Raw genomic sequence first — 25,609 nt, forward strand, 5'->3', positions numbered from 1 at the left:
TTGTTAAATATCAATATAATAAGTATTTTTTAGTTTAAATTCACCCCAAATAAAACAATATTGTCATTTTTATCAAAAAAAGAAACCCCTTTTTATGAAGTTGTTCCTAACGGCTATGTAGATATTCATTCTCATCTTCTTCCTGGTATTGATGATGGAGTGAAGACTGTATATCAATCTGCTTACATCCTAGAGCAATTAGAAAAAATTGGCATCAAAAAAGTAATCACAACTCCCCATGTTATTCAGGACGTTTGGCCAAATTCATCACAAACCATATGCACCAAACTAGAAGAAATGCAAGAGATTCTTACCCCTCTTGGAATAACAGGTGTTGAATTATTATCTAGTGCAGAATACATGATGGATGATTTGTTTTATGATCGTTTAAAACAAAATGACATTCTACCTCTTCATGAGAATTATATCCTTGTAGAGATGTCGACATTTGGTCCTCCTATAAATCTTAATGAAATATTATTTGAAATTAAATTAGCTGGATATATCCCTATTCTTGCACATCCAGAACGATATTCTTTCTATGAAGATGATCTTAAAAAATATGACGAACTTAAAAAATCTGGGTTTTTATTTCAGCTTAATTTGTTATCTGTATCTGGATATTACGGGGAAAACATTAAGTCTTTTGCAAAGAAATTAATCGATCTTGACTATATAGATTTTACCGGATCAGACATACATAATTATCATCAACTCGGAATACTACAACAAGGATTCCCTAAAAAGGTAGCTGAAAAAATAACTAGGTTAATGAAAAAAAATTCTATTTTTTCTTAATATAACGTATCTATTTCTTTTTACCATATCCATACCCATAATTATAACCAGTTTTGGTAGCTGCTGCGTTAAGTAATACGGCAATATTAGGCAAACGTTTCTCTCTATAGAAGTTTTCTGGAACTTGTAAAACTCTTTTGTCAGAATAATTTTCTCTTACTATATAAATACTAAGATCTGCAAATTTTGCTATTAACAGCGTATCTGTTACTAGACTAACCGGAGCAGTATCAACAACAACATAATCATACTCACTTTGCAAATACTCAAACATAGAATTAACTCGTTCTTGCATAAGAAGTTCTGCAGGATTTGGAGGAATAGCTCCAGATGGTATAATATCAAAAGAATTTTCTTCTTTGTCGTTGTATATAATATCTTCTGGATTTAATTCAGCATTCATTATATAGTTAGTAAGTCCTTTTGTATCTCTTCCATTAGGTAAATCGAAGAACTTATGAAACTTTGGGTCTCTCAAATCTGTCCCCAAATACGCTACTTTTTTACCAGAAATGGATAAGGTCTTAGCCAAGTTTGATGAAATTAATGTTTTTCCTTCTCCTGAGATTGTGGAAGTGACAAAAATAACTTTTCCTTTATCCTTATTAATACCCGCTAAAAGGAAATCAAGATTAGTTCTCAAAATCCTAAATGCCTCAGCAATACCAGATCTATCATTTTGAGAAATAACAATTTGTTTTTTTGATTTCACCTTTGGAATAGATCCAATAATTGGCATTGAAAGTACTTTTTCCAGATCTTCTCTAGAACGTATTTTTACATTTAATAAGTCAGAGGTATAAATAATCAAAAATGGTAGCACAAATCCTAAGAAAAAAGCTCCTGCAAATATTGTTTTTTTATTAGGAGACACAGGATATGAGCTCAAAGTTGAGGCTTTATCTATTACTCTGGCATTAGATAATGTTATATGGCTTGTAATCTCTGCCTCTTCTCTTTTTTGTAAAAGATAGAGGTATAACTGTTCTTTAATTGTTTGTTCTCTTTCAATTACTCGTAGATCTTTTTGCCGTATTGGAGCGTTATATAATTTACCACTAAAATACTGGTCCTGTGTTCTAAGACTTTTTAATCGTATATTAATTGAACTTCTTAAACTATTCAAACTACCAATAAGTACTTGTCTTAATCCATCTATTTGTTGGTCTATGTTTACTACAACAGGATTCTGTACACTTGATGTTTTCAATAATCGTTGTCGTTGAAGGATTAATCCATTATATCTAGATACCGTAGTAGTAATTGTAGGGTCATCAAAACCAAGGTTTGCAGGAACTAAATCATACCTACCTTCTTGACTTAACACAAATCGTCTCATCGATTCTATAAGACTAAGTTGTGTATTTAGCTGAGCTATTTCTTGTACATTCCTAGAATCTATATCAGCAACCCGTTGTGTTTGTGCTCCTATATCATTTGTAAGTCCATATTTGGATAAATATCCAGCAGCTTCATCATCAACCTCTGTTAAATCACCAGAAATAAGATCTAAACGTTCGTTTATAAAATCTGCTGTTCTTGCAGAGGCTTGTTTTTTATTCTGTATTGTAGCTTTATTATATTCTTCAACAAGGTTATTGATAATATCTTTTGCTTTTTCTTTTACCGGATCATTTAATGAAATTCTAACTATAGAAGAATTCTTTAGCGGAGAAATTGATAATCTACCTCTATATCCTTCTGCTACAGACTTTACAGGAGCAATTTGAATCTTTATGGTTTTGTTAAGGTGAGGTTCGATATCTTCAACACTTGGAGTAATAACGATATCCCCTACACCACTACTTATTGTTTTTCCAAAAGAATGATCACTTAGTTTTTTACCTTTTTTATCCAGAAAAGAAAAAGATGTTCCTGAATTGATTTTTACATGAAAAACCTGAGATTTTGTATGTACAATAGTATCATCTGACAAAAAGTTGATCTCAATTAAAGATTTTGGATAATTCTCAACCTCTAAGATTCTTCCTTCGCTAAAGTAGCGTACATTTAAATTTAGATTATTAACTACATTTGTCAACAATGTTCTAGACTTGATAATCTGAATTTCGTTCTCGATTTTATTTTGAGAATCATCTAATAAACCCAAATCTTTAAAGGCAGACAACTCGGATTCACTAATACTTTCATCTTGAGAAATTATTATCATAGATGAAACATTATACTGAGGAATGGTATACCTTACCTTTACATATGCCAAGGAGACAAAAATAACAACACTCAATACAAACCAATACCATTTCTTAAGGTATTTTATAATCTGATCTCTAAGATTAAAACTAAAACTAGAAGATGAATCAAAATTTGTATCGGTAGTAGGCGTGTTATTCGTATTGGAGATCATGTATTATATTATCTTATGATTAAACCAACAGTAGATATAATAACTCCAACTATACTAATAATAATACCTACGGTATTATTACGTGTTTTGGATTCTCTTACTCTAGACTGATTAGGTTCTATGTAAAGTACGTCATTTTGAGCCAAATAGTATACAGGAGATTCAAAAATTGATTTAGAAGTAAGGTCAACACGATGATATGTATTTACGCCTTTATTTTCTCTAATCACCATAACATTTTCTCTTTTCCCTTTGATCGTCATATCCCCAGCCAAACCAAGAGCTTCTATTATTGTTACTCGTTCATTAGGTATTGTATATGATCCAGGTCTTGCAACCTCCCCCATTACTGTTATTTTAAAATTTTTGAGTCTTACACTTACAATAGGGTCATTAATATAAATTTTCAATTTTTCTTTGATCATTTCTTTTACCTCAATACGTGTAAGTCCAGCTATTTTTAATCTTCCTAAAACTGGAAAATCAATATTTCCTTCTTCGTCTATTAGATATGTTGGTTCTGGAGCACCGTTCCCGGCAGCACCCGCACCGCCATTTTCTCCCAATGAAGAAGAACTTATAGAAGATCCCTGCATTAAATTAAATGGCCTTGCAGCATCCATATCTGCTGCAGATATTAATATACTTACGATATCATCAACCTTAAAAACCGGTGTAAATGAGTTAGTTGAGGAAATTTCTTCCTTATTTGCAGAGTCCTGAAAATAAACCACATCTGTTGGGACTTTACATGAAAATACCAAAATTACAACCAGAACTAAAAACAAAAATCTAAATCTCATACTTTTAAAACTTTATAAGTAAGTGTTTATAATGAATCACAAAAATATAACTTTATTTAGTTTAGCAATGAAATTTTGCCTTATCTGTTATATATTGGCTTTTAATGGTCAGATAAAATTGTAATAGTTTATTTCATTAGATTTGAAATAAACTATTGCAATCTTTTTTTAAGGAATATTATACAAGTACTCCAGACTTATTTTGAACACTTTCTTTGTTTATTTTATCAATACTTTCAAAAGTAGAATTGTTAGAAATAAATTCAGGTACAATTTCTTTTAGTTTTCCAACAATTTGATGATCCTGATTAAGTAAATTCATGATACAAAGATCATCTATCTTATCTTTAATCATTAAGCAATCGTTATCATCAAATCTACTTATCATTATTTTCTTATGATATGTTGGCAAAGTATTTTCAGTATCTGCTAAAAGCTCTTCATATAATTTTTCTCCCGGTCTAAGGCCTGTGATTTTTATATCAATGTCATCAGGATAATTAAGCCCGGATAGCCTTATCATTTTTTTAGCAAGATCAAATATCTTAACCGATTCACCCATATCAAAAATGAATATTTCACCACCATTACCCATTGTTCCTGCTTCAATTACTAGTTGTGATGCCTCTGGAATTGTCATAAAGAAACGAGTTACGTCTTTATGAGTTACGGTTAATGGACCTCCTTTTTGAATTTGTTTTTTAAACAATGGTATTACAGAACCATTAGAACCTAATACATTTCCAAACCTGGTTGTTATGAATTTAGTTTTACTACTTTTATGTAGACACTTAATATACATTTCGGCAACTCTCTTAGTCGCTCCCATTACATTAGTAGGATTAACCGCTTTATCGGTAGAAACAAAAACAAATTTATCGACTCCAAACTCAGATGATAAATCAGCAAGTTTTCTGGTTCCTAAAACATTAATCTTTATAGCCTCACAAGGATTATTTTCCATAAGAGGTACATGCTTATAAGCCGCTGCATGAAAGACCATATTAGGTCTATACTTTTCAAAAATAGTTTCTATCCTTTGATGATCTCTAATATCTGCAACGATTGGAGTGAAATTAGTAACTCCCTTACTAAGAAGCTCTTGTTGTAAATCATATAAAGGAGATTCTGCTTGATCCACCAATACGAGATGCTTATAGCTATAATATGACGCCTGTCTTACAATCTCACTACCAATTGATCCAGCTGCTCCGGTGATCAAGATAACCTTATCATCAAGTTCCTCCTTAATATTCTGATTATCCATATTAATAGGAGCCCTCTCTAAAAGATCTTCGATTTGAATTTCTTTGATCTGAGAAACTTTTAGTTTTCCATCAATCCAATCATTAACCGCAGGTATAATTTTTACAGTAACTGGAAGTTTTAGTAAGTTATCTGAAATCTCAGACAATCTCTTCTTATTGATATGAGGAATAGATACTACAATCTCTTTGATATTGTTCTTTGTAACAAAATTTTGATTGACAGAACCTGACGAATATACCTTAATTCCGTTTATGGTTTTCCCAATTTTTTGGGGGTTATCATCAACAAATCCAATTACTGATAGTGATCGATTAGAATCATTAGTTATTGCTGCTTGGGTAATTAAACCAGAATCCCCAGCACCATAAATCAAAATTCTTGAAGTTTCACCAATTTTTGATTTGACATAATAGTAACAATACTTGAATATCAAACGACTTGTTGTAAGTGTTATAATATTTAATAAATAATGAATACATATTATTGATACAGGAATATTTAACAATTCTGGCATTAGAGACATTCTACTAAAAGCCATTAAAAATCCGGTAAGCGTAATTAGAATAGTAACTGCCAAAAACAAATTGTATGCATCTCGCATTCCTGTATGTCTCACTACACCTTTGTAGGAACCTATTAACAAGAAACTTAATGCCGACAAACCTGCAACTATTGGTAATTGATACAACAGATTTGTAGTATCAAAATTTAGTGTAATCCCGAACCTAACCACGTATGCCAAAAAGAAATTAAAAATCGTTATGGACACGTCAATTGATAACACAAGCCATTTAGACGCGTGTTTATGGGAATTATTTATTAGGTAATTCTTAATCATCTCAAAACATTTTTAATTACTGATACAATTCTATATAAATCATCTTCTTCAAGATTAGACCCGCTCGGTAAGCAAAGTCCTCGATCAAATAGGTCATCAGAAATTCCATTGAGGTAAGCATCACAATCTGCAAATACAGCTTGTTGGTGCATGGGTTTCCATAACGGTCTTGACTCTATATTTTCTTCTACTAATGACAAACGTATTGCCTCTCTTAGTTGATAAGAGCTAGTCTCAATACATGTAAGCCATCTATTAGAATAATATCCTGAAGGCTCTTCTAAAAACTTAATTTCGGAGGAATCTTCAAGATTCTTTTTGTAAAATTCAAAATTACTGCGTCTGTTATTTACATGAGGTTCCAAAACTTCCATTTGTCCTCTTCCAATACCTGCGGTAATATTACTCATTCGATAGTTATATCCTATCTCTGAGTGCTCATAATGAGGTGCATTATCTCTGGACTGTGTTGCCCAAAAAATTGCTTTATCCCTATGCTCTTTGTTTTTAGAAATTAATGAGCCTCCTCCCGATGTAGTAATTATTTTGTTACCATTAAAGGAAAGGATTGATATATCTCCAAAAGTACCACACTTAATTCCTTGATAAGAACTTCCTAAGGCTTCTGCACTATCTTCTAATATGGGGATTCTATATTCTGAAGCAATGTTATGAACTGCTTCAATATTATAAGGCATACCGTACAAGTGTACAGCAATAATTGCCTTTGGCTTTTTACCTTTAGCAATTCTATCCTTTATTGCAATTTCAAGTTGTTGAGGGCAAATATTCCAGGTATCTCTTTCACTATCTATAAAAACAGGTTTTGCCCCAAGATAAACTATTGGATTAGCCGAAGCAGCAAAAGTAAAACTCTGACATAGAACTTCATCATCAACACCCACATCAAGTAATTTTAAACCCAGATGCAATGAAGCCGTACCAGAACTTAATGCGGCAGCATGAACATTTTCTCCAAGATAAGTTTCAAGATCACTTTCAAATCCATTTACGTTTGGACCAAGTGGAGCCACCCAATTTGTATCAAATGCTTCTTTAACGAATTTTTGCTCTGTTCCACCCATATGCGGTGAAGAAAGCCATATTCTTTTAGAATCAATTATATTCATAATTTTCCCATTAATAATGAACAATAATCTACTGTTGACTACAGACTACACAACAGTATAATCATTAATCAAACTTCTTTTCATGACAATCTAAAAAACGCTGGAAGAAGGGGGGTAGAACTTCCTTTTTTCGAATTTATTCTTAATTTATTTTCCACGGCTAAAATAGTTTAGTTAAATCAATTATCAACTTAAAATTTGATTTTTTAGACAGAATACTTAAAAAATTCGTTCAATGACTCATCTCTATATTGATTTTGTCTTACTTTACGGTAATCCCGTAAGAAAAGTATTATATCCTTTGTGCTAAATTACTTGTAATAATACTTTTCTATTTATTTTTAAACGCAGATAAAACTAATTTTATCGCGGTTATTCATCAATCAAAATTCATACCGTAAATCTTACAATTGATCATTGTCAGCCTTTTATTTTGGGTACCACAAGTATAGTTTAATAATCACTTAAACCACCAAGGGTTAAACCTGTTTATAAAAGGGGGATTTCCCCCTTTATAAAATCAAGATACTTATATATCACTTTAGAATACAGGATAAAATTAAAAATAGTTAAGTAAATATTTGATTTATATAATTAAATACATAAAATTTACATCCTTCAAATCTAGAGGGATTTTTATCATATATTAATCCTTTTGTATAACCTTCCCCGAATTTTATAATTATATTAAAATAAATGTTATTTAATTCATTAGATTTTTTCATATTCCTACCAATTGTTTTTGTACTCTATTGGTTTATTTTTTATAAAAAACTTCAAATCCAGAATTTTTTTATTCTTACTGCTAGCTATATCTTTTATGGTTTATGGGATTGGAGGTTTTTATTTCTCATTTTGGCAAGTACTTTGGTTGATTTTTTTGTTGGTAAGGCTATCCATAGTAGTGATACCAATAGAATGAGAAAGTCTTGGCTCTGGGTAAGCATCATCTTTAACATTGGATTACTGGGGTTTTTCAAATACTACAATTTCTTTATAGGTTCATGGGTTGATTTCCTTTCATTTTTTGGATATGAATTAAAAAGTACCTGGACATTACAAATTATTCTACCTGTTGGAATCTCGTTTTATACATTTCAAACCATGTCATATTCTCTTGATATATATTATAAGAGATTGACTCCTACCAAAAATTTTATTGCATTTGCTACATTTGTAAGTTTTTTCCCCCAGCTAGTAGCCGGCCCCATAGAAAGGGCTTCTAATTTATTATCACAAATCACAACAAAAAGACTTTTTAACTACATTCAATGTACAGAAGGGTTAAAGCTTATACTTTGGGGATTATTTAAAAAAGTAGTAATCGCTGACTCTATTGCACCTATAGTCGATGACATTTTTGCTAACTATAGTGACTACCCTGCCTCTACTCTAATTCTGGGTGTTTCCTTATTTAGTTTCCAGGTATATGGTGACTTTAGCGGATATTCTGATATTGCTATAGGAACTGCCAAATTATTTGGGATAGAGTTAATGTCAAATTTTAAATTTCCAACTTTCTCCAGAAATGTTGCCGAATATTGGCAACGATGGCATGTTTCTTTATCCACATGGTTTCGACATTATGTATACATCCCTTTAGGAGGAAATAGAGTTGGTAAATTAAAATCCATAAGAAATATTATTATTATATTTTTAGTTAGTGGGTTTTGGCATGGTGCTAACTGGACTTTTATTATTTGGGGAGCCATCCATGCTTTATTATATATCCCGGTATTTCTAATGGGAAGAAATCGAATATATATGAATACTGTTGTAGCAGAAAACAAATGGTTTCCCAGTATTAAGGAAATAGCTCAAATTTTACTCACTTTTTCATTAGTTACATTTTCACGTGTATTTTTCAGGTCAGAATCGATCTCTGATGCTTTTGGTTTTCTTCAACAAATATGCTCTGACTTTACCTACAAGAACTACCAACACCCTTTAGGATATAGAATGATCGATTATTTTATTCTACTTGGAATTTTTATTTTATATGAATTTAGAATACGAAGAGATGAACGTTCTCCATTTAAATTTAAATCCCGAATTACACGTTTTTTAGCGTATACTTTGGTAATTTTAGGAATGTTATTATTCTTTGATGACAATATTGACAGGTCTTTTATTTATTTCCAATTCTAATCTAATAATGATGTAAAAAATAGAGGTAAAAGAAATAGGATGAAAAAATTAATTTTAAAAAGTGTTCTTTATGCTTTTCTAATACTTATTACATTAGAAGGATTAGTTCGTGTTTTTCATTTAGGAAAAGACACTCCTACCCGATTTCTTGATGAGCATAAAGTTGAAAAATGGAAGCCCAACCAAAATGGATTTTCTGTTACTGGTAACAGACGACAAAATTTCTCTGAATATCATATCAATACCTCAGGATTCAATTCTTATAGAGAGTTCAACCCTACAAAAGAGAAAACTGAAATTGCACTCGTTGGAGATTCTTTTATAGAAGGATTTCATCAAAATTATTACAATTCTATTGGTAAAAAAATCGAAAAATCAATTCCAGAAATTGAAGTATACGAGTATGGATATGCAGGATATGATTTTGCCGATCAGTTACATCTGACCCACGCATATAAAGAACAGTTTTTATTAATTGATCATATCATTTTAGGTATAAAATTCTCTAACGATCTCAATCGCGGTGAATACGACGTAGTTAATAGTCGACTCGCCCTAGAATCTCCTATGAATAAACTTTTAAAAAAAAGTAAGTTACTGGTCTATGCAAAAAGTATTGGAATCTTAGATCCTCCACAAGAATTAGTATATCGAATTATTAATATTATTAAATCCAAACCAAAGAAAAAACCTATCGATGAGCTTGAAGCTTCACGCATCAAAGAGGCAAATGAAAAAAAATATTTAGCTAATTTTGAAAATTTAATCTCCAAATATGGATACGATAAACAGCGTTATACTCTTCTCTTAGATTCTAGAATAACAAGTACATTCTTCTTATCTTACTTAGAGAAAAACGACTTTAATTACATTGATTTCGCATCCTCTTTTGAAGCCTCTGATCGCCCAACAACATTAATCTATGATAGACATTGGAATAATCATGGAAGAGAACTTATTGCTCAGCTTATTTCAAAGTATATAAACAAAAAACAACTGAAATCTGAACAATAGTTTCTTAAATCACCTAGACGTTTATTTCATTTTAAATATTAATCATTAAATGTAATCCGTTGCATTTTTTTATTTCCAATGATCAGGAATGTTTTCTGTTCTTTTGAAATCTCTAAAACTTTTACGTTAGAAACGTTTTCTATACTTGTATACAAGAAATCAAACACCAATTTTCTTAAGAACAAAAATTCCCGAGCATTATAATCAATCACGGTATTATATGGTAAGTCATTCTGAATCTCTTCTATAGCAGAGGCTGTATATGATAGCTCATGAGAGGCGCCTTTTTTACGTTTTGCTTTAAACTTTTTATACCTTACATAAGCTACTTTAAATACAAATTCTTTAAAACTAGCTTTTGTATATTCAATCATTGCTCCCAGATAGGCCGAAATCGATTTTTTTGGGTAAATAATTTGATGTTCAAAATTATATATATGATTGCACCATTCTCGCTTATAGCTCAAATCTCCCATCCCCATTTCGTAAGATTTATGATTATTAGCAATACACCAATCTAATTTTTTATAAATCTCTACACTTCCCAAGCTAAATTTTCCGTAATCAATATCATATGACGATATAGAACTAAATAATCGTTCATTAAAATGGTGATTTAAGGATACTACGATAGGAGTATCACCATTCATAACTACAAATAGAGATGCCTTCTTTTCATTGATCAAAGAATAGTACATTTTTACATAATGATCCCATCTTAATAAACTCTGACTTACATCATTTCGTTGCTCGAATCTTTTAACTAACATTTCATGTAAACAATCCATCAAAACGTCATATTCTTCCTTTTCAATAGATCCAAAATATGTCTTATAAGAAATTTGAAAACAAGACTCTAGCCTTTTGATTCTCCTCCTTATTCCTTTTGCATTACTTCTAAAGCGATGTTTTATATATGCATCAGCACTGATAAAACCATCAAGAAAAATAGCATACCCTTTAAAAAATTGATTAATCTTTTTGGCATTAAACACCTGATGATTAAATACTGGTTTTAAGTAATCAGGAATAAAAAAAACAGAATAGATTCTATCAGAATTCTCAACTATATTTTTATCATAATTAGAATTCACCAATGATTCATCACTCCCGAAACTTTCTATTTTTGAAAATATTTTGGGAATTGAATTTTTTTCAAATAGCTCAAAAAAATAATCAACATGCTCTTTTTTCATACACAAGATCTATAAAATGGGAAAAAGTGATTCTTCAAATCCTCTTCTTCAATCTTAATAAAATCTGCATTAGCAGAGGAGCACAATTCATTATAAACTTCCTTATTAACAATTTTTCTACCCGTATAGAACATGACATCTTGATCTTTAGGAAACAAGGCTTTTTTACTTTTATACAACCCATCACCATCTCTCATACCACCACCTAAAACATAATGTTTCATTTTGTTTTGAATAGCCCATTCAATGATTTTTACTCTTAAGAAATCGTTTGGTCTATAACTAAAATACTCTGCATCGGTTCCTCCAAGAAAGGCAAAAAATGTGTCTTTATAATTAATAATAAGCTCTATAGAAATAGGAATGTTTTCAAAATATGCAATTGCTATAGAAAAATTACCCAAATTAGATAATATCAAATTTTCAAAATATGAATTTGAAAAAAAATAAATACTATCTGCATTATTTCTATTCATGGTACTAACATAGATATCATTAAAAATTTTAATGATGTCTTTGGTAATTTGTTCTTTATGAAATACTTTAAACTCTAAATTATAATTTACTGCTTTTCTATAGTTATTTCTCACTTTTGGTAAGAATGCGGTCCATTGATCTTCAAAATTATCTAAAAGATTACCTCTAACATTGAAAAGAGATTCTATTAGTGCACCAGAATATCCATTAGAATTTCCATTTAAACTAAAACGAACAAACTCTGCAATAACATTGTTATCGACATACCATTGATCTACATGTCTCCAAAATTCGATAACATCTTCTTCAGAAACAGCATCATCAAATAAAGGTCCATTATAACCATATGGACTAATCACATCGAAATAAGGAAGTTCTTTTTCTTTTATTGTTATTTTTCTAAAAACAAAAGGCATAAGAATGATTGGAGCATCTTCTTTCTCGAACAAAAAACACTTTAATGCATCAGAATCTTTCTCAAAATATTGTAAATGCTCAATAGAATAATATACATTATTATTCCATCTATTCTGAAGCAGAGACTTATATGCCAAGATCTCTGAGCTATCATCAAGGTTTTTTATTACTAGTTTGTAGTTTTGTTTCAATTGTACAGGTATTAGTTAGGTATGGTTGTTTATTAGCTCATTTAGCAATCTTCTTTTAACTCGGTATTCTCAAAAAAATAATCATTGATTTTTTGTGATAACACATGGGATAGCCATATGATTCTTCCACAATGCTCCACATGCCAAACTGCTTTTCCTTCAAAAGTATTTCCAGCAAGTAATGGTCCTACAATATGTAAGTTTTCTTTTGATTCTAAAGCTTCATTCACATCAAACCCAATTTTAGAATCGTTTGGCTTGCAATATCCTTTATCTATTAAATTTTTTAATAATTCAGGAATATTATTTTTTGTTAGATTAGTACTTCCTACGCAATTAATAACCAGATGCACTGATTCTTCAGATATTTTATTTTGTCCTGATTGCGTGTCCAAATACTCTAAAGAATACTCATTATTTTCGGTTTTAATAATATTGGTAAATCTTCCCGCAATATGATGAAAACGTCCTTCTTCTTTTAACCCATCGATTACTTTAGAATAATGATAACCGGCACATCTTTGTCTTCTACCAATTTCATTACCATAATGACATGCAAACTTCTTTAATTCCTGAGGACTAAGTTTTCCTAATAAAGAACCAAATGCTTTTGATATGATATCAACTGTTGACGCAGCTCCCAAATGCATCTCATCTGCATAATCAAGATCTTTAAATGTAGCTTCTGCAATTCCTTTTGCAGTTACATTATTTTCTTTGGCTAGTGCCTGTAAATTAAACGGTGTATACTCTTTTCTTTGCTCTTCATCAATTACAGAATCAGGCAACAGTCCTTGGGTAGAAAGAAACATAAACTTATTGATGTGAGATGTTATACTCTCAATATCATTTAATTTATAAAGCATCTCAAGACCACTTGCATTTGCTCCTACGATAAGAACATTTACTTTTTGACTTGGTTTTTTCTCAAGAAAACTTCCTATTTTATTTAGCGTCTTTTTTAGCTCGGGCTTGTAAGGATCATTAATAAAGAGCATATTATCTTCTTCTATCAAATCTTCATTCTTCCAAAGATGATTTACAGGAAGAGATCCAACAGAAAGAATTACTTTCTCTGATACTATCGTTTTTTTATCCTTTAAGGATACGATATAACTATGCTCTGTCTTTTCTAGATCTACCACTTCTTGGTTAATATAATTAACATTAATTAACCCTTGTATTTTAAAGTCTTCTAATCTCGTTTTTACTTTTTCATTTATATACCATCCAAAAAAACGACGAGGAATAAATAGATCTTCCCATTCGTTATTTTCTATTTTCGCAGCATGTGTAGATATCCACTCCAGGGACAATTGCCCTCCATCTTTTTTTAACTCATCAATTAACCAATTCTTATTATTATTAAGCCATCTAATAAACTTTCCTAGTTCTGGTTCCGGAAGAAAGTTTTTTAGAGAGGTTATTAAATGTACAGAAAACCCTGATCGCCCCCCGTATGGGATACCAGTATGAAATTCTTCATATTTATCAATAATATTAATATTTATCTTTCTCTGGTCTTTACTACCTTCTATCAAATCCAAAAAGTGTAGAATAGTAAAAGATGACGAAATACCAGAACCAATGAATGTAACATCAGATGATTTGGGCGTATTATTAAGCGACATTTCCGGTTGTTTTGTTTTAATTATTTTACCTGGGTTACCTACTACAGTAGAATAATCCGGCACATCTTTTAACACTACTGTTCCGGCTCCTATAGTACACCATTTCCCAATCTTTACTTTTGGTATTACTACGGCTCCAACACCAACATGAGAACCTTCTCCCACTTCTACATGACCGCATAATGCAGCTTTAGGTGAAATATGGGCATAATCTCCTATAACATTATCATGATCGATACTTGCTGCAGTGTTAATGATTACATGTTTTCCGATCACAGTATTTGGCTGAATGATTGCTCCTGCAAAGACTACAGTACCTTCTCCTATTTTTGCAGTGGGCGCTATAATTGCGGATTGATGTATCGCTTTTTCAAAATCACTTTTAAGAAATCCCGCAATCTCTGCTCTTTCGGCATTAATACCTACTGCAACAATTACAGGATGTCCTTCATGCGGAAATTCTTTTAGATTTCCTCTAGCTCCAGAAGTTACATTTTTTGATGCATAATGTCGACCAGAAGGCTTGTCATCAAAAGTTTCGGTTACTTCATAACCATTCTCTTCTAATACCTCTCGTATTACCTGAGAATGACCGCCAGCTCCATAAATCCTTATTTTATTAGATTTTCCAGCTATTTCCATTTTCCTCATTACTATAGTTAAGTTGATTTGTTGGTTTTGTGAATTCTAGTTTGTTAATAAAAACGATATAAAATGTTTATTATTTTCATTGGTTATTTCCTTTCCAAGCAGGCATAATAGTATTCTGATCAACATTTACCCCCTCTTTCTTTACTACTTTTTGCAAGGTCAAAAACAAAATTTTAACATCTAACATAAAACTTATGTTTTCTACATACCATACATCGTATTCAAATTTTTGAATCCATGATATTGTATTCCTTCCTTTTACCTGAGCCCATCCTGTTATTCCGGGTCTTACATTGTGTCTTTTTTTCTGTATATCGTTATACAAAGGTAAGTATTCCACCAAAAGTGGTCTTGGACCTATTAAACTCATATCTCCTTTTAATACATTGATAAGCTGTAAAATCTCATCTAATGAATATTTTCTTATAAAAGCTCCCACCTTCGTTATTCGAGACACATTATGAACATCTTTCTCATCTGACTTGAGATCAGACATGGTTTTAAACTTAATAATTTTAAAAAGCTTTCCATTTTTTCCTGGTCTTTGTTGCAAAAAAAATGGTTTTCCTTTATTAACCACAAATAATATTAAAACGAGTATGATTATAAATGGTGACAATAAGAGAACACCTGAAAGAGAAAGAAAAAAATCGAATACTCTTTTAATATACGGATTATACATAATCGTTCTTTCAAAAAAATTATAGTTCAGATTCAATCGTTCTGATCAAATCTCCAACATTATTCATATTCATTAAGTCCATTAATTTAAACTTAATACCAAAAGATTTCTCTACCTCTGATATGATCATCATATGTGTAATCGATTCCCAACCATCAACATCATCAGCTGTAGTTGTATCTGTAAGTTGAAAATTATCGTGTTCTAATACTGTTACAAAAGCTTCTTTTACTTTAGAGAAAATTTCTTCTTTATTCATTTATAGACTATTTAATTTATGTCAAAATACGTTCTTAATTCTTTCCTGTTAATCTTTCCATTAATACTATGCGGAAATTCTTTAACAAATCTCACATGTCCGGGAACCATATAATCCGGCATTTTTGTTTTCATATATTCAAATATATCAGCAGTATCAAATTCATCAGATTCAATAGCCAAACCTAGCTCGGCATTACCCAAATTATTGGTAATATCTAATGCTACCATATTTACCTTCTTGGGAGATTTTGATTTAGCATGAAATTCAATTTCTGCCAGTTCTACTCTATATCCTCTTATTTTCACCTGAAAATCTGCTCTTCCTACATACAAAAAATCTCCTTCTTCATCCTTGAAACAAAGGTCACCTGTTTTATAATAACGTTCTTGCTTTCCTTTCTCTTCTCTTGTAAAAAAACTAATTGCATTTCGTTCTTCATTTTTCCAATATCCGGGTGTTATTTGTGGACCACCCAAACATAATTCTCCTGTGACACCAGTGGGCACTTCCTCATTATTTTCGTTTACAACAAGGTATAATGTATCTTTTTGTGGAGTTCCGATTGCGATAATACCATTATGCGCTTTCTGATCCGTTTCTTTATGGTATGGATAAAAACCACTGTATACTGTAAATTCTGTTGGTCCATAGTAATTAAATATTTTACAATTGGGCAGACAATCACTCCACTCTCTTGCGATGTCGCTATGTAAAGCTCCCCCTCCAAAACTACAATACCTAACATCGGGAGCATTAATCTCTGGGAAATAAGGGCGTAAATAATTGATAATCGAAGGAACCATAGTAAGTACCGTAAGTTTCTGCTCTTTAATCAATTTAAAAATATAGAAATACTTTATTGCACTTTTGGGTATGGTATACATACATGCGCCTCCCAATATTGGAAACAAGTAGGTAACCACTGAGAAGTCAAAAGTAAGTTCAAACATTTGCAAGCATCTATCCGACGAAACCAAATTAAACTCTGGTTCAGCATCAATAGCGTTCACTAATCCCTGTACATTATCAAAAGTAATAGGCACTCCTTTTGGAAGCCCCGTAGTGCCCGATGTAAATAAAATATATGCTAAGTCATCCCCAGAAACCTCCTTTGGTCCCAAATTAATTTCTGTATTCTCTAATGTAGATGAAGGTATAACAGTTTGATTCTTATATATCGAAGTTTTTGAAGAATCAATAACGTATTTTGTTTCTGTTAATTCAAAAACCTTTGTATTTCTTTCTATAGGAGTAGAAGGGTTTACAGGAACATATGCTTTTCCTTCAAACCAAAGAGCAATAATACTTGCATATGTTTGCAGGTCATCATTGGTAACTAATCCAATAAGTTTTTCAGATTCTGCCACTGTATTTGCTATTGCAGATCTAATCTTGGATATCTCTACAGCAAAATCCTTATATGTATAGAACGTATTGTTAATACATAACACATTACCTGTTGAGTGATTCTCTATTGATTCTTGTAGTTTTTTTACAAATTTCATCTTATATATTAAACAATTTATTCTGCGCTATACATTTAATTGTATTGACAAAAATATATACTTTTTTAAGACTTTTTTTGGGGTATTCACCCCTATATTTTTATATGATTATTTTAAATTATAATTTGTTTACTTATAAATATATTATCAAAACACAATTTCATTAATAAAAATGACCATCTCTGTTTAATATATCCGAATTTTCAAAATCCAGTTTGGTGTCATCATGAGCTAATCCTTTTTTTGTCACTCGATGCGTAAAAATAGTACTATATCTTTTTGTTATACAATCTGATAGCTTGGTATCATCTGTAAAAATGAACTTTCTTTTCTTTTTAATAAAATTATCCATCAATGCATCTATACATATATCATAATACTCCTCCTCTTTTACCAGGAAGTATTTGACATTAAATTCATTATAATTTATGATGTAGGATAAAAATCCAATGATTTGATCTCCTTTCATAATCTTAAGATTATGAATATAGATATTATTACTGGTTCCTGTTTGTAACGATGTATAGGGATGTTTAGTTGCAATAGGAGTTTGCATATACTGCATAGCATTAATCTGCCAATTCACATACTCCTTTGTTTTATAGATCAAATCATCTTTGCAAAGTGGAGCTATAAACTCCCAGGTAGCATCATCTAACTGATTCATATAATCATAAGAAAGCATTTTAGTTCTTTTTCTAGCCTTAGGTCCATTTAATAGTCTAATACATGATGCTACAGTATTATCAACTCTATCCAAAATAAACTTAAATGATTTTAAGAACCTAAATCGTCCAATGAGCATTGATGCATCTAAACTAAAAAAGATCGTATGTCTTAATCTTGATGAGATTATAGTAAAAGGTTGTTTCTCATAAAATGTAGTTACATTCTCTGCATAAGATTTTATAAGTATTTGTTTCCCCGTTAAGTTAACAGCTTCATTATAAATATAAGTTCCCAGAACCGTATCCTTATATTCTTTGTGTACCCACCAGGATATCATCCAATATACTTTTGATGGTTCATTGCTCCCATTATTCAATAAATCGGGAAACATAAAAACAAAAGAGATCATTTTATTATCCTCATACCCGATAACACCACAATACTCATCTTCTTCTATCCGTGTATTTGAAACCAACCATAATGCTTTACTTTTTGGTAAAGGAGTAAGATCTCCTTTCCAATAGGTATTTTGATCAATACCTTCTCTTAGCATTTTCTTGGTTATCGCAACTATCTCTAAATTTTTACTCATCTATTATTTCTAAGAAATATAACTAGTTTGTACCGTCAAAATATTCTGATGTCAAATCATTTGATAGATTTACATCTTCTTTTTGTATTACTTTTTTTAGTGTTAATCCTATTATTTTTAGATCTAACAAAAAATTATAGTTTTCTACATACCATACATCATATTCAAATTTCTTTTTCCATGTTATAGAATTTCTTCCATTTACCTGGGCCCATCCTGTAATTCCAGGTCTTACATTATGTCGTTTTTTTTGAACTTCATTATATACCGGGAGATAGGCTATAATCAAGGGGCGAGGCCCTATTAACGACATTTGTCCTAATACTACATTGAACAATTGAGGAATTTCATCCAAAGATGTTTTCCTAACAAATGCTCCTATCTTCGTAATTCTATCTTTATCTGGTAACAAATTCCCGTCGGCATCTTTTTTATCGTTCATCGTTTTAAGCTTTATGATACTAAAAATCTTTTCTTTCTTACCAGGTCTTCTCTGAATAAAAAAAGGTTTACCTCCATTCGCAATTGCCAGGAAAAAGATCAATGGTAACAAAACAGGTGAAAGAAGAAGTAGCGATACCAGTGCAATACTAAAATCAAGAATTCTTTTAATAAAAAATTTATACACCTTTATAAAGTTTAGTCAGTTATATAGAGGGCTCGATTATTAAACCAAACAAATGTATAAAGCATTTGTTAAAAAGTGAAATAAAAGAATTACAATCTCTTATATATCCTATTGCTATTATTAATCACAAAAAAAGATTCCAAAAACAATTCTGGAATACAGTTTGCATCTAAAAAACTGGGGGAAATAAAGAAATATGTACTATTTGCTATTGGGGAATTTAGCTCATATTTCGTTTATGGTTTTATCCTTAAAACCGATTGCGAATATACAATCAATATTTTGGTTTTTAAACTCTTAAATTAACTTTTTTAGTTCTAAAAAAGTAGATCCAAAAAAGACTTTTTTATCAGAACATTTTTCTACAACTGACGATACTCTTCCAAAATGGCATTCCATACTACTTTGCGCTCATAGCGACTGGTAATCGATGTTCTCGCATTAGCAGCCAAAGTAGTTCTTAAGGTGTCATCATTTACCAACAACTTCATATTCTCAAACAATTGTTCTGCATTTTTTACAGGAATTATTTTACCATTATTGTTACTATCGGTAATAATTTCATTACACCCATTAATATCGGTTACAATACTTGCCAATCCCATAGAAGCAGCTTGCATCACTACATTAGGAAACCCTTCTCGATAACTAGGAAAAGCCAATATATCAGAAATGGCAAAATAAGGTCGCACATCATCCTGCCAACCCACCATAATAATATTAGGATTGGTATTAATTTCTTCTTCAGTTTCTGGAGATAATGGATCCAGATCTTTTTCATAGGTACCTACCAATAGTAGTTTGGCAGTAGTAGACTCTGTATTCAGTTTCTTAAAAGCATCTATAAGTTCATGTATTCCTTTATCTCTTACCAATCTACCCACATATACAATAACAGTATCTGATGAATTAATCCCTAGACTTTGCGATAGTTTTAAATTATCTTCATCAGAATATAAACCCGGATCAAAAAAAGAAGTATCAATCCCATTAGAACTTCCGTTAGCTATTACTTTTAGCTTTTTTGGTGAAGTAAATTTATGTTTGATGATAATATCATTAAGCCCAGTAGAATTAGGATAAATTTTGGTAGCGCAAGCATAGGTTAGTTTTTCTACTGTATTTAAGAGCGTTCTTTTAGCACCGGTAGCTTCTAACAGTGGTAATCCTGCTATCGTATGTAAGCGATGAGGTACGCCAGCCAATTTTGCAGCCAACATTGATAATGTTCCTGCCTTAGGGGTATGGCTATGAACAATATCTGGTTTTTCTTTTTTAAACAATCTATACAAGGCAAAAACCGCCTTTAAATCCTGAACCGGAGTAATCTTACGAGTCATTTCAATCGGAATAACCCGAACTCCTTCTTGTTTTGATACCTTTTCTAATGTATCACCTCCTTTACCCGACACTCCTATAACATCATAATGTTGAGACATAAATTGTAATTGTCCCTGTAATAATTTCCCCAGTGATATCGGTACTGTAGTAACCCTAATTATTTTTTGTATGTTCCCCAAAACTCAACAATATAATTATCAAATATTTTCAGAGGCAAATATAAGTATATGCCCTTGTTTGAAAACTTAATCCTCGGTTTTCTTTTATTTTTCATAAATTACTCAAAAAAACAAGTAAAAATCATTACCCTTGTACGGCATTTCATCAATCCTTGTAAGGGTTCTATGACAAAATCGACATATTTGTTATTTTTACACAAACTTTAACATTTTTAAATAAAATATGTACAATTAATTGGGCGTTACCCCGTTCATAGAGAAATAATTAAACCAAAAAAATTAATTCCCCCCGAATGAAAAATTTAATTTATTACCTACTGATTTTGACGATCACTATTGTTACGTCCTGTAGCAAAGAAAGTGTTGATGAACTTACTCCCCCAGATACTACTGGAGAAGAACCTATTGTAGCTGTACCAGATACGCCACCCAATGTAATCACAACACCTTGTGATTTTGATTTATCTAGCGTAGCTGCAAATTCTACTATTGTTCTAAATTGTGTTTTAGACCTTAAAGGAGAAACTATTAATTTACCAGAAAATGTAAACTTCGAATTTGAAGGAGGAGACATTATCGGAAAAGGTAAATTAGTCTTTCAAGGTGGTACTATCGATGGAAGATTATTGAGTTCTAAATTAGAGCTTGAAGGAGATGTACAATTAAAAGATCCTACATTTCAATTTTTTGCTTCTCGATGGGAAGGCATTGTAGAAGGAACGACTACTTCTGATATTGCTCAAGAAAATAATTTTGAGTTAGAACGATTAATGGAATACACAAAAAGCTATGGAGCCAAGACGTTTCAAATTGGTAAATTTGATGCTTTTTTCCAGATACACTATCCAACACGTGAGTTTAGTATAGTTCATCACCCCGCTATAGAAGCAGTTAATGTACCTTCTAACTTCACTCTTTTGATGTCTGAAGATACCAACCTACGTGTTTTTCCGGGTGTAGCAGATAATGAAAGAGGAGCACTGTTAGCTGTTCGTGATGCAGAAAATGTAATTATAAAAGGAGGTAATTTATATGGAGACAGAAATCAACGAGCCTACCCCCCTGGAGATTTAGCAGGACAGTATGGCTCACATACTTTACTAATCCGTTCTGGAAGAAATGTTACCGTAGATGGTGTTCGATTTGTTGATGGGTCTAGTGGTTCTCTTAATATTAACTCTATCGGTTTTTCTTTTAATCCAGATACCTATAATCCTACAACTAATGTAACCGTACAAAATTGTCTATTTGAAAATAGTAGAAGAATGAGTATCGCGTTGACAGAAGGTAGAGATATCAAAATATTGAACAATACGTTTACCAATACTGGTAATGCCTCTACAAATTCTGATGGAGGTGAAGTTGGATATGCTATTAATATTGAAGCCACAAGAAGAAGAGATCCTGATACAGGAGAGCTTAGAGAATTCGAAAGAGTTTTTGATGTCCTTATCAAAGGAAATACAGAGACTGGCAGTAGAGGTGGATGTGTTTCTATTACTATTGGTCAGACCGTTACTGTCGAAGAAAATAATTTTGAAACACAATTGGTGTTTACACATACCAATGGAACCAGAATCATCAATAATACGTTTAAAGCATTATCTCCAGAAGCAAAAGATCGTTTTGCCATATTTGCAGCAGACGGTGGCGAAACTGCTTTCAACAATATAATTTCTGGTAATACTATATCTGGATATGATCTGGCTATTGCTACCAACGCTGATGACACTGATATCCTTAATAATACGATAACAGATTGTGCTATAGGATTACAATTTGGAAAGTCTAAAAATTCAGAATTTAATGACAATACCATTACTACATCGGGTAATGCTATAAGTGCTACGAATTCTTTTGTGGAAAATGTTTCTCTAAAGCGTAATACTGTTAATGGAGGTCGTTTTCATGTATATTTTGCACAGCTTAATGATAAACCAGAGCATAGCGCTTTTCGTGTAACTTTAGAAGAAAATACCTTTATTACAGCTAAAGCTGTAAACTTTACAAAAACAAATGGTATTATCTTTAGAAATAATACTGTTGATGGTGGTTTACAAATTGGAGATGCTTCTAATATAGAGGTTTCTGGAAATACTAAAATTAAGCCTACAGATAGTGACGGAATTCGATTATTTGGAGATAATTCAGCAGTAACTCTAGCTAATAATACCATCTTTGAGCCCACTGGTGCTTCTAGATTAGTATGTATTAATAATAACTCTACTAATCCAGGTGCAGTTACCGATACAGGTAATACATGTAACTAATTAGTTATACAATATGATATAAGAAACCCCAGAGTTAAACTACTCTGGGGTTTTTATTTTATAGTTTATATATTAATATGTATTATTTAACGTGAATTCAATAAAGAGGTTTAATTTTAAAAAGGTATCAAATTGAGTGATTTTTCACTCTGATTAACATAAATTTCCAATATCAATTTTAGTTATTTAAGCGCTTTAATTTGATCTGCTAAGTTTTTGGTGAATAGCTTCGCTCCATCATTATTTAAATGTGATGAATCATGAAATAACATCGGTTTACCAGTGAATTGTTGATCATTGAAAAAATCTACAAAAGGAATATTTTCTTTTTCTGCTATAGCTTTAATTCTAATAAAAGATGCATTCGTTGTATGATCTACGATAAGATAAGTTGGAGAAGTCGCGAAAACTAAGTCTATATTATTATCCTTAGCTGTTGCAATAAAGGTATGAAGGGCAGTAACAAAATTTTGATCTATATCCTCTACTCCTTTTTCTATTTTGGATTGAGTTTCTTCTTTTATACTTTTAGAAAGTTTAACTTTTCCAAATAAAGGTCGATATCCTTTATAATCTAACTGAGGAGATGCGTAATAACGAATAACATGCATAATTGTAGAGTTAGCCTGATATCCATTAAAAAACAATTTAAAATCCACTAACTTAGACTGCAATCCTAATATTGGTTCTAAATCATCTCTATACTCTGAATAATATGGATGTAAATCACTAAGTCTATCATATGCTTCTTTTGAATGATATAAAAAGTCTTCATCAATATTCAAGATGATCAGTTCTGGTTTGATTCGCTTAACAATCATTTTTTGAAGCGCTACATGATATAGTAATTGCTGTCCTTCTGCTCCGGCATTATAACAAGATGTTTGCAATTCTTTTTCTATAACTTCAGGAACATAATGTCGATGCGCATGAGAACTCCCGAATACCAATACTTTTGCATCTGTTTCTTGTATGGCATATGTAGATCTGGCATATTTTCCCGTTTCCTGACTAAAAAACAGTTGCTTAGAAATCATTCCCAAAGCAAAATCTGCGATAAGAAAAATCACAAGAAATTTTCCAAGTTTGATTAATGATGTCTTATATTCTTTTTTAATCATCTTTTAAAACTGAAAATAAATAAATTGACTTTTACCAAAAACTCCAAAATACATAATCATATAAATCAAAACCGCATACCCTGTTAATCGTACAAATTCATACTTATGATTAGAAATCGAAAACAGGGTATTGAAATATTCTTTTTTCAATTCTACCAGGACCAAAATAGCAATTGCCAATGTAGCATATAATGAAGCCGTTATATCATCTCCACTACCAATATACAATCTACCCGGCACAGTGCAGATTCTCTTTATAATATAAAAAGCATCTTCAATACTATTTGCTCTAAAGAATACCCATGCAAAATTGATTAAAGCAAACGTCAATACTACATTAAACACTCCTTTTCTTCTTTTTTTAAATAGGAGAACTTCTAAAATTAAATACAGTCCGTTTAAAGCTCCCCAAACCACAAAAGTCCAATTTGCACCATGCCACAGTCCACTAATTAAGAACGTAATAAAAAGATTAAACAACCACCTAGGTTTTGCAACTCGATTTCCTCCTAACGGTATGTATAAATAATCTCTAAACCATGTGGATAATGAAATATGCCATCTGGTCCAAAATTCACTTACCGAAGCCGAAAAATACGGTCTCCTAAAGTTGGTCATCAAATCAAAACCAAAAAGCTTAGAAGTACCAATAGCAATTAACGAATATCCAGCAAAATCTCCATAGATCTGAAAAGCAAATAGTACTGTTGCAGCTATAAAACTTAAACCATCATGATTTTCTGTATTATTATACACCGCATTTACATAAATGGCTGCCCTGTCTGCAACTACTAACTTTAAGAAGAACCCCCAAATCATTAACTTTATTCCATAAGAAAAAGTTTTATATGTAAATGTTCTCTTCTTTAAAAACTGTGGCACCAGATTGGTGGCTCTTTCTATAGGTCCGGCCACTAACTGTGGAAAAAAAGATACAAATGCTGCGAAAGCAATAAAATCTTTAGTGGGTTGTAACTTTTCTTTATAAATATCTATTGAGTATGACAACGTCTGAAAGGTATAAAACGAAATACCAACAGGTAGAATAATTTGTAAAGTCCATGTACTCTGAAGTTCATACCCCATAGCAGCAAAAAGATCAATCCAGGAATCTATAAAAAAGTTATAGTATTTAAAAAACCCTAACATTCCCAAATTGAAGATAATACTTACCCAGAGCCATCTTTTTTTTATCGATTTTTCCTTGGATTCGTATATTCTAAATCCTGCTGTATAATCGATAATTGTACTTAATGCTATCAAAGACAAAAAACGCCAGTCCCACCAACCATAAAATACATAACTGGCTACAAGTAATAAAATATTTTGTAATCTTAGATTTTTATATACAACAAACCAATAGCCAATGAAAACTAAAGAAAGGAATATGAAAAAATCTACAGAATTAAAAAGCATATACTTGTTCTTGGTT

At 31.4% G+C, this 25,609-nt stretch carries 19 protein-coding genes; 4 read left to right on the forward strand and 15 right to left on the reverse strand.

Going from position 1 to position 25,609, the window contains the following annotated elements:
• Positions 1 to 60: 60 nt before the first annotated feature.
• Positions 61 to 798, forward strand: a complete 738-nt coding sequence (locus tag DK442_RS20090) for a tyrosine-protein phosphatase (protein ID WP_109437676.1) — start codon at positions 61 to 63, stop codon at positions 796 to 798.
• A 10-nt stretch (positions 799 to 808) separates the two neighbouring features.
• Here DK442_RS20090 and DK442_RS20095 read toward each other — a convergent pair whose 3' ends face one another.
• From DK442_RS20095 to DK442_RS20110, 4 genes are all read right to left on the reverse strand, one after another.
• Positions 809 to 3,163 carry a polysaccharide biosynthesis tyrosine autokinase gene (locus DK442_RS20095; protein WP_109437677.1) on the reverse strand — a complete coding sequence of 785 codons (2,355 nt, stop codon included), beginning with the start codon at positions 3,161 to 3,163 and terminating at the stop codon, positions 809 to 811.
• A gap of 8 nt (positions 3,164 to 3,171) precedes the next feature.
• Complete coding sequence (locus tag DK442_RS20100) at positions 3,172 to 3,966, reverse strand: polysaccharide biosynthesis/export family protein (protein WP_109437678.1); 795 nt, start codon at positions 3,964 to 3,966, stop codon at positions 3,172 to 3,174.
• A 178-nt stretch (positions 3,967 to 4,144) separates the two neighbouring features.
• On the reverse strand, positions 4,145 to 6,073 hold the full coding sequence (locus tag DK442_RS20105; protein ID WP_109437679.1) for a nucleoside-diphosphate sugar epimerase/dehydratase: 1,929 nt from the start codon (positions 6,071 to 6,073) through the stop codon (positions 4,145 to 4,147).
• Positions 6,070 to 7,203, reverse strand: coding sequence for a DegT/DnrJ/EryC1/StrS aminotransferase family protein (locus DK442_RS20110; protein WP_109437680.1), 1,134 nt, complete (start codon positions 7,201 to 7,203; stop codon positions 6,070 to 6,072). The genes DK442_RS20105 and DK442_RS20110 overlap by 4 nt, the downstream gene beginning before the upstream one ends.
• 696 nt (positions 7,204 to 7,899) lie before the next feature.
• Between DK442_RS20110 and DK442_RS20115 the strand changes: the two genes are divergently transcribed.
• Both DK442_RS20115 and DK442_RS20120 read left to right on the forward strand, forming a co-directional pair.
• A complete protein-coding gene (locus tag DK442_RS20115; RefSeq protein WP_109437681.1) occupies positions 7,900 to 9,351 on the forward strand; it encodes an MBOAT family protein in 1,452 nt (483 codons plus the stop codon).
• Positions 9,352 to 9,390: 39 nt separating this feature from the next.
• On the forward strand, positions 9,391 to 10,365 hold the full coding sequence (locus tag DK442_RS20120) for a hypothetical protein (RefSeq protein ID WP_109437682.1): 975 nt from the start codon (positions 9,391 to 9,393) through the stop codon (positions 10,363 to 10,365).
• Positions 10,366 to 10,403: 38 nt separating this feature from the next.
• Here DK442_RS20120 and DK442_RS20125 read toward each other — a convergent pair whose 3' ends face one another.
• The 9 genes from DK442_RS20125 to DK442_RS20165 form a co-directional block, all read right to left on the reverse strand.
• Positions 10,404 to 11,561 carry a GNAT family N-acetyltransferase gene (locus tag DK442_RS20125; RefSeq protein WP_109437683.1) on the reverse strand — a complete coding sequence of 386 codons (1,158 nt, stop codon included), beginning with the start codon at positions 11,559 to 11,561 and terminating at the stop codon, positions 10,404 to 10,406.
• Entirely contained in the window at positions 11,558 to 12,646 is a 1,089-nt protein-coding gene (locus tag DK442_RS20130; protein ID WP_109437684.1) for a GNAT family N-acetyltransferase, read from the reverse strand. Before DK442_RS20130 ends, DK442_RS20125 begins: the two co-directional genes overlap by 4 nt.
• A gap of 41 nt (positions 12,647 to 12,687) precedes the next feature.
• On the reverse strand, positions 12,688 to 14,928 hold the full coding sequence (locus tag DK442_RS20135) for a NeuD/PglB/VioB family sugar acetyltransferase (protein ID WP_143918288.1): 2,241 nt from the start codon (positions 14,926 to 14,928) through the stop codon (positions 12,688 to 12,690).
• A 76-nt stretch (positions 14,929 to 15,004) separates the two neighbouring features.
• On the reverse strand, positions 15,005 to 15,610 hold the full coding sequence (locus DK442_RS20140) for a sugar transferase (protein ID WP_109437686.1): 606 nt from the start codon (positions 15,608 to 15,610) through the stop codon (positions 15,005 to 15,007).
• A 19-nt stretch (positions 15,611 to 15,629) separates the two neighbouring features.
• Positions 15,630 to 15,869 carry an acyl carrier protein gene (locus DK442_RS20145; protein WP_109437687.1) on the reverse strand — a complete coding sequence of 80 codons (240 nt, stop codon included), beginning with the start codon at positions 15,867 to 15,869 and terminating at the stop codon, positions 15,630 to 15,632.
• Positions 15,870 to 15,880: 11 nt separating this feature from the next.
• Positions 15,881 to 17,377, reverse strand: coding sequence for an AMP-binding protein (locus DK442_RS20150; RefSeq protein WP_109437688.1), 1,497 nt, complete (start codon positions 17,375 to 17,377; stop codon positions 15,881 to 15,883).
• Between the two features lie 163 nt (positions 17,378 to 17,540).
• Entirely contained in the window at positions 17,541 to 18,638 is a 1,098-nt protein-coding gene (locus tag DK442_RS20155) for a hypothetical protein (protein WP_109437689.1), read from the reverse strand.
• Positions 18,639 to 18,660: 22 nt separating this feature from the next.
• Positions 18,661 to 19,266 carry a sugar transferase gene (locus tag DK442_RS20160; protein WP_109437690.1) on the reverse strand — a complete coding sequence of 202 codons (606 nt, stop codon included), beginning with the start codon at positions 19,264 to 19,266 and terminating at the stop codon, positions 18,661 to 18,663.
• 362 nt (positions 19,267 to 19,628) lie between these two features.
• The gene (locus DK442_RS20165; RefSeq protein ID WP_235011002.1) at positions 19,629 to 20,777 is read right to left on the reverse strand and encodes a glycosyltransferase family 4 protein; all 1,149 of its coding nucleotides are present in this window, start codon (positions 20,775 to 20,777) and stop codon (positions 19,629 to 19,631) included.
• Positions 20,778 to 21,079: 302 nt separating this feature from the next.
• Between DK442_RS20165 and DK442_RS20170 the strand changes: the two genes are divergently transcribed.
• Entirely contained in the window at positions 21,080 to 23,056 is a 1,977-nt protein-coding gene (locus DK442_RS20170) for a right-handed parallel beta-helix repeat-containing protein (RefSeq protein ID WP_109437692.1), read from the forward strand.
• A gap of 182 nt (positions 23,057 to 23,238) precedes the next feature.
• Here DK442_RS20170 and DK442_RS20175 read toward each other — a convergent pair whose 3' ends face one another.
• Positions 23,239 to 24,177: a DUF1574 family protein gene (locus DK442_RS20175; protein ID WP_109437693.1), complete on the reverse strand. Its 939-nt coding sequence runs from the start codon at positions 24,175 to 24,177 to the stop codon at positions 23,239 to 23,241.
• 3 nt (positions 24,178 to 24,180) lie between these two features.
• The gene (locus tag DK442_RS20180) at positions 24,181 to 25,593 is read right to left on the reverse strand and encodes an MBOAT family protein (RefSeq protein ID WP_109437694.1); all 1,413 of its coding nucleotides are present in this window, start codon (positions 25,591 to 25,593) and stop codon (positions 24,181 to 24,183) included.
• Positions 25,594 to 25,609 lie beyond the last annotated feature (16 nt).

Origin of the sequence: Aquimarina sp. AU119, assembly GCF_900312735.1 — a bacterium.
GTDB classification, from domain to species: Bacteria; Bacteroidota; Bacteroidia; order Flavobacteriales; family Flavobacteriaceae; genus Aquimarina; species Aquimarina algiphila.

Coding starts and splice junctions, on each gene's coding strand:
- DK442_RS20095 (WP_109437677.1), bottom strand. CDS start 3,163: ATGATCTCCAATACGAATAACACGCCTACTACCGATACAAATTTTGAT.
- DK442_RS20100 (WP_109437678.1), bottom strand. CDS start 3,966: ATGAGATTTAGATTTTTGTTTTTAGTTCTGGTTGTAATTTTGGTATTT.
- DK442_RS20105 (WP_109437679.1), bottom strand. CDS start 6,073: ATGATTAAGAATTACCTAATAAATAATTCCCATAAACACGCGTCTAAA.
- DK442_RS20110 (WP_109437680.1), bottom strand. CDS start 7,203: ATGAATATAATTGATTCTAAAAGAATATGGCTTTCTTCACCGCATATG.
- DK442_RS20115 (WP_109437681.1), top strand. CDS start 7,900: ATGTTATTTAATTCATTAGATTTTTTCATATTCCTACCAATTGTTTTT.
- DK442_RS20120 (WP_109437682.1), top strand. CDS start 9,391: ATGAAAAAATTAATTTTAAAAAGTGTTCTTTATGCTTTTCTAATACTT.
- DK442_RS20125 (WP_109437683.1), bottom strand. CDS start 11,561: ATGAAAAAAGAGCATGTTGATTATTTTTTTGAGCTATTTGAAAAAAAT.
- DK442_RS20135 (WP_143918288.1), bottom strand. CDS start 14,928: ATGAGGAAAATGGAAATAGCTGGAAAATCTAATAAAATAAGGATTTAT.
- DK442_RS20140 (WP_109437686.1), bottom strand. CDS start 15,610: ATGTATAATCCGTATATTAAAAGAGTATTCGATTTTTTTCTTTCTCTT.
- DK442_RS20145 (WP_109437687.1), bottom strand. CDS start 15,869: ATGAATAAAGAAGAAATTTTCTCTAAAGTAAAAGAAGCTTTTGTAACA.
- DK442_RS20150 (WP_109437688.1), bottom strand. CDS start 17,377: ATGAAATTTGTAAAAAAACTACAAGAATCAATAGAGAATCACTCAACA.
- DK442_RS20155 (WP_109437689.1), bottom strand. CDS start 18,638: ATGAGTAAAAATTTAGAGATAGTTGCGATAACCAAGAAAATGCTAAGA.
- DK442_RS20170 (WP_109437692.1), top strand. CDS start 21,080: ATGAAAAATTTAATTTATTACCTACTGATTTTGACGATCACTATTGTT.
- DK442_RS20175 (WP_109437693.1), bottom strand. CDS start 24,177: ATGATTAAAAAAGAATATAAGACATCATTAATCAAACTTGGAAAATTT.
- DK442_RS20180 (WP_109437694.1), bottom strand. CDS start 25,593: ATGCTTTTTAATTCTGTAGATTTTTTCATATTCCTTTCTTTAGTTTTC.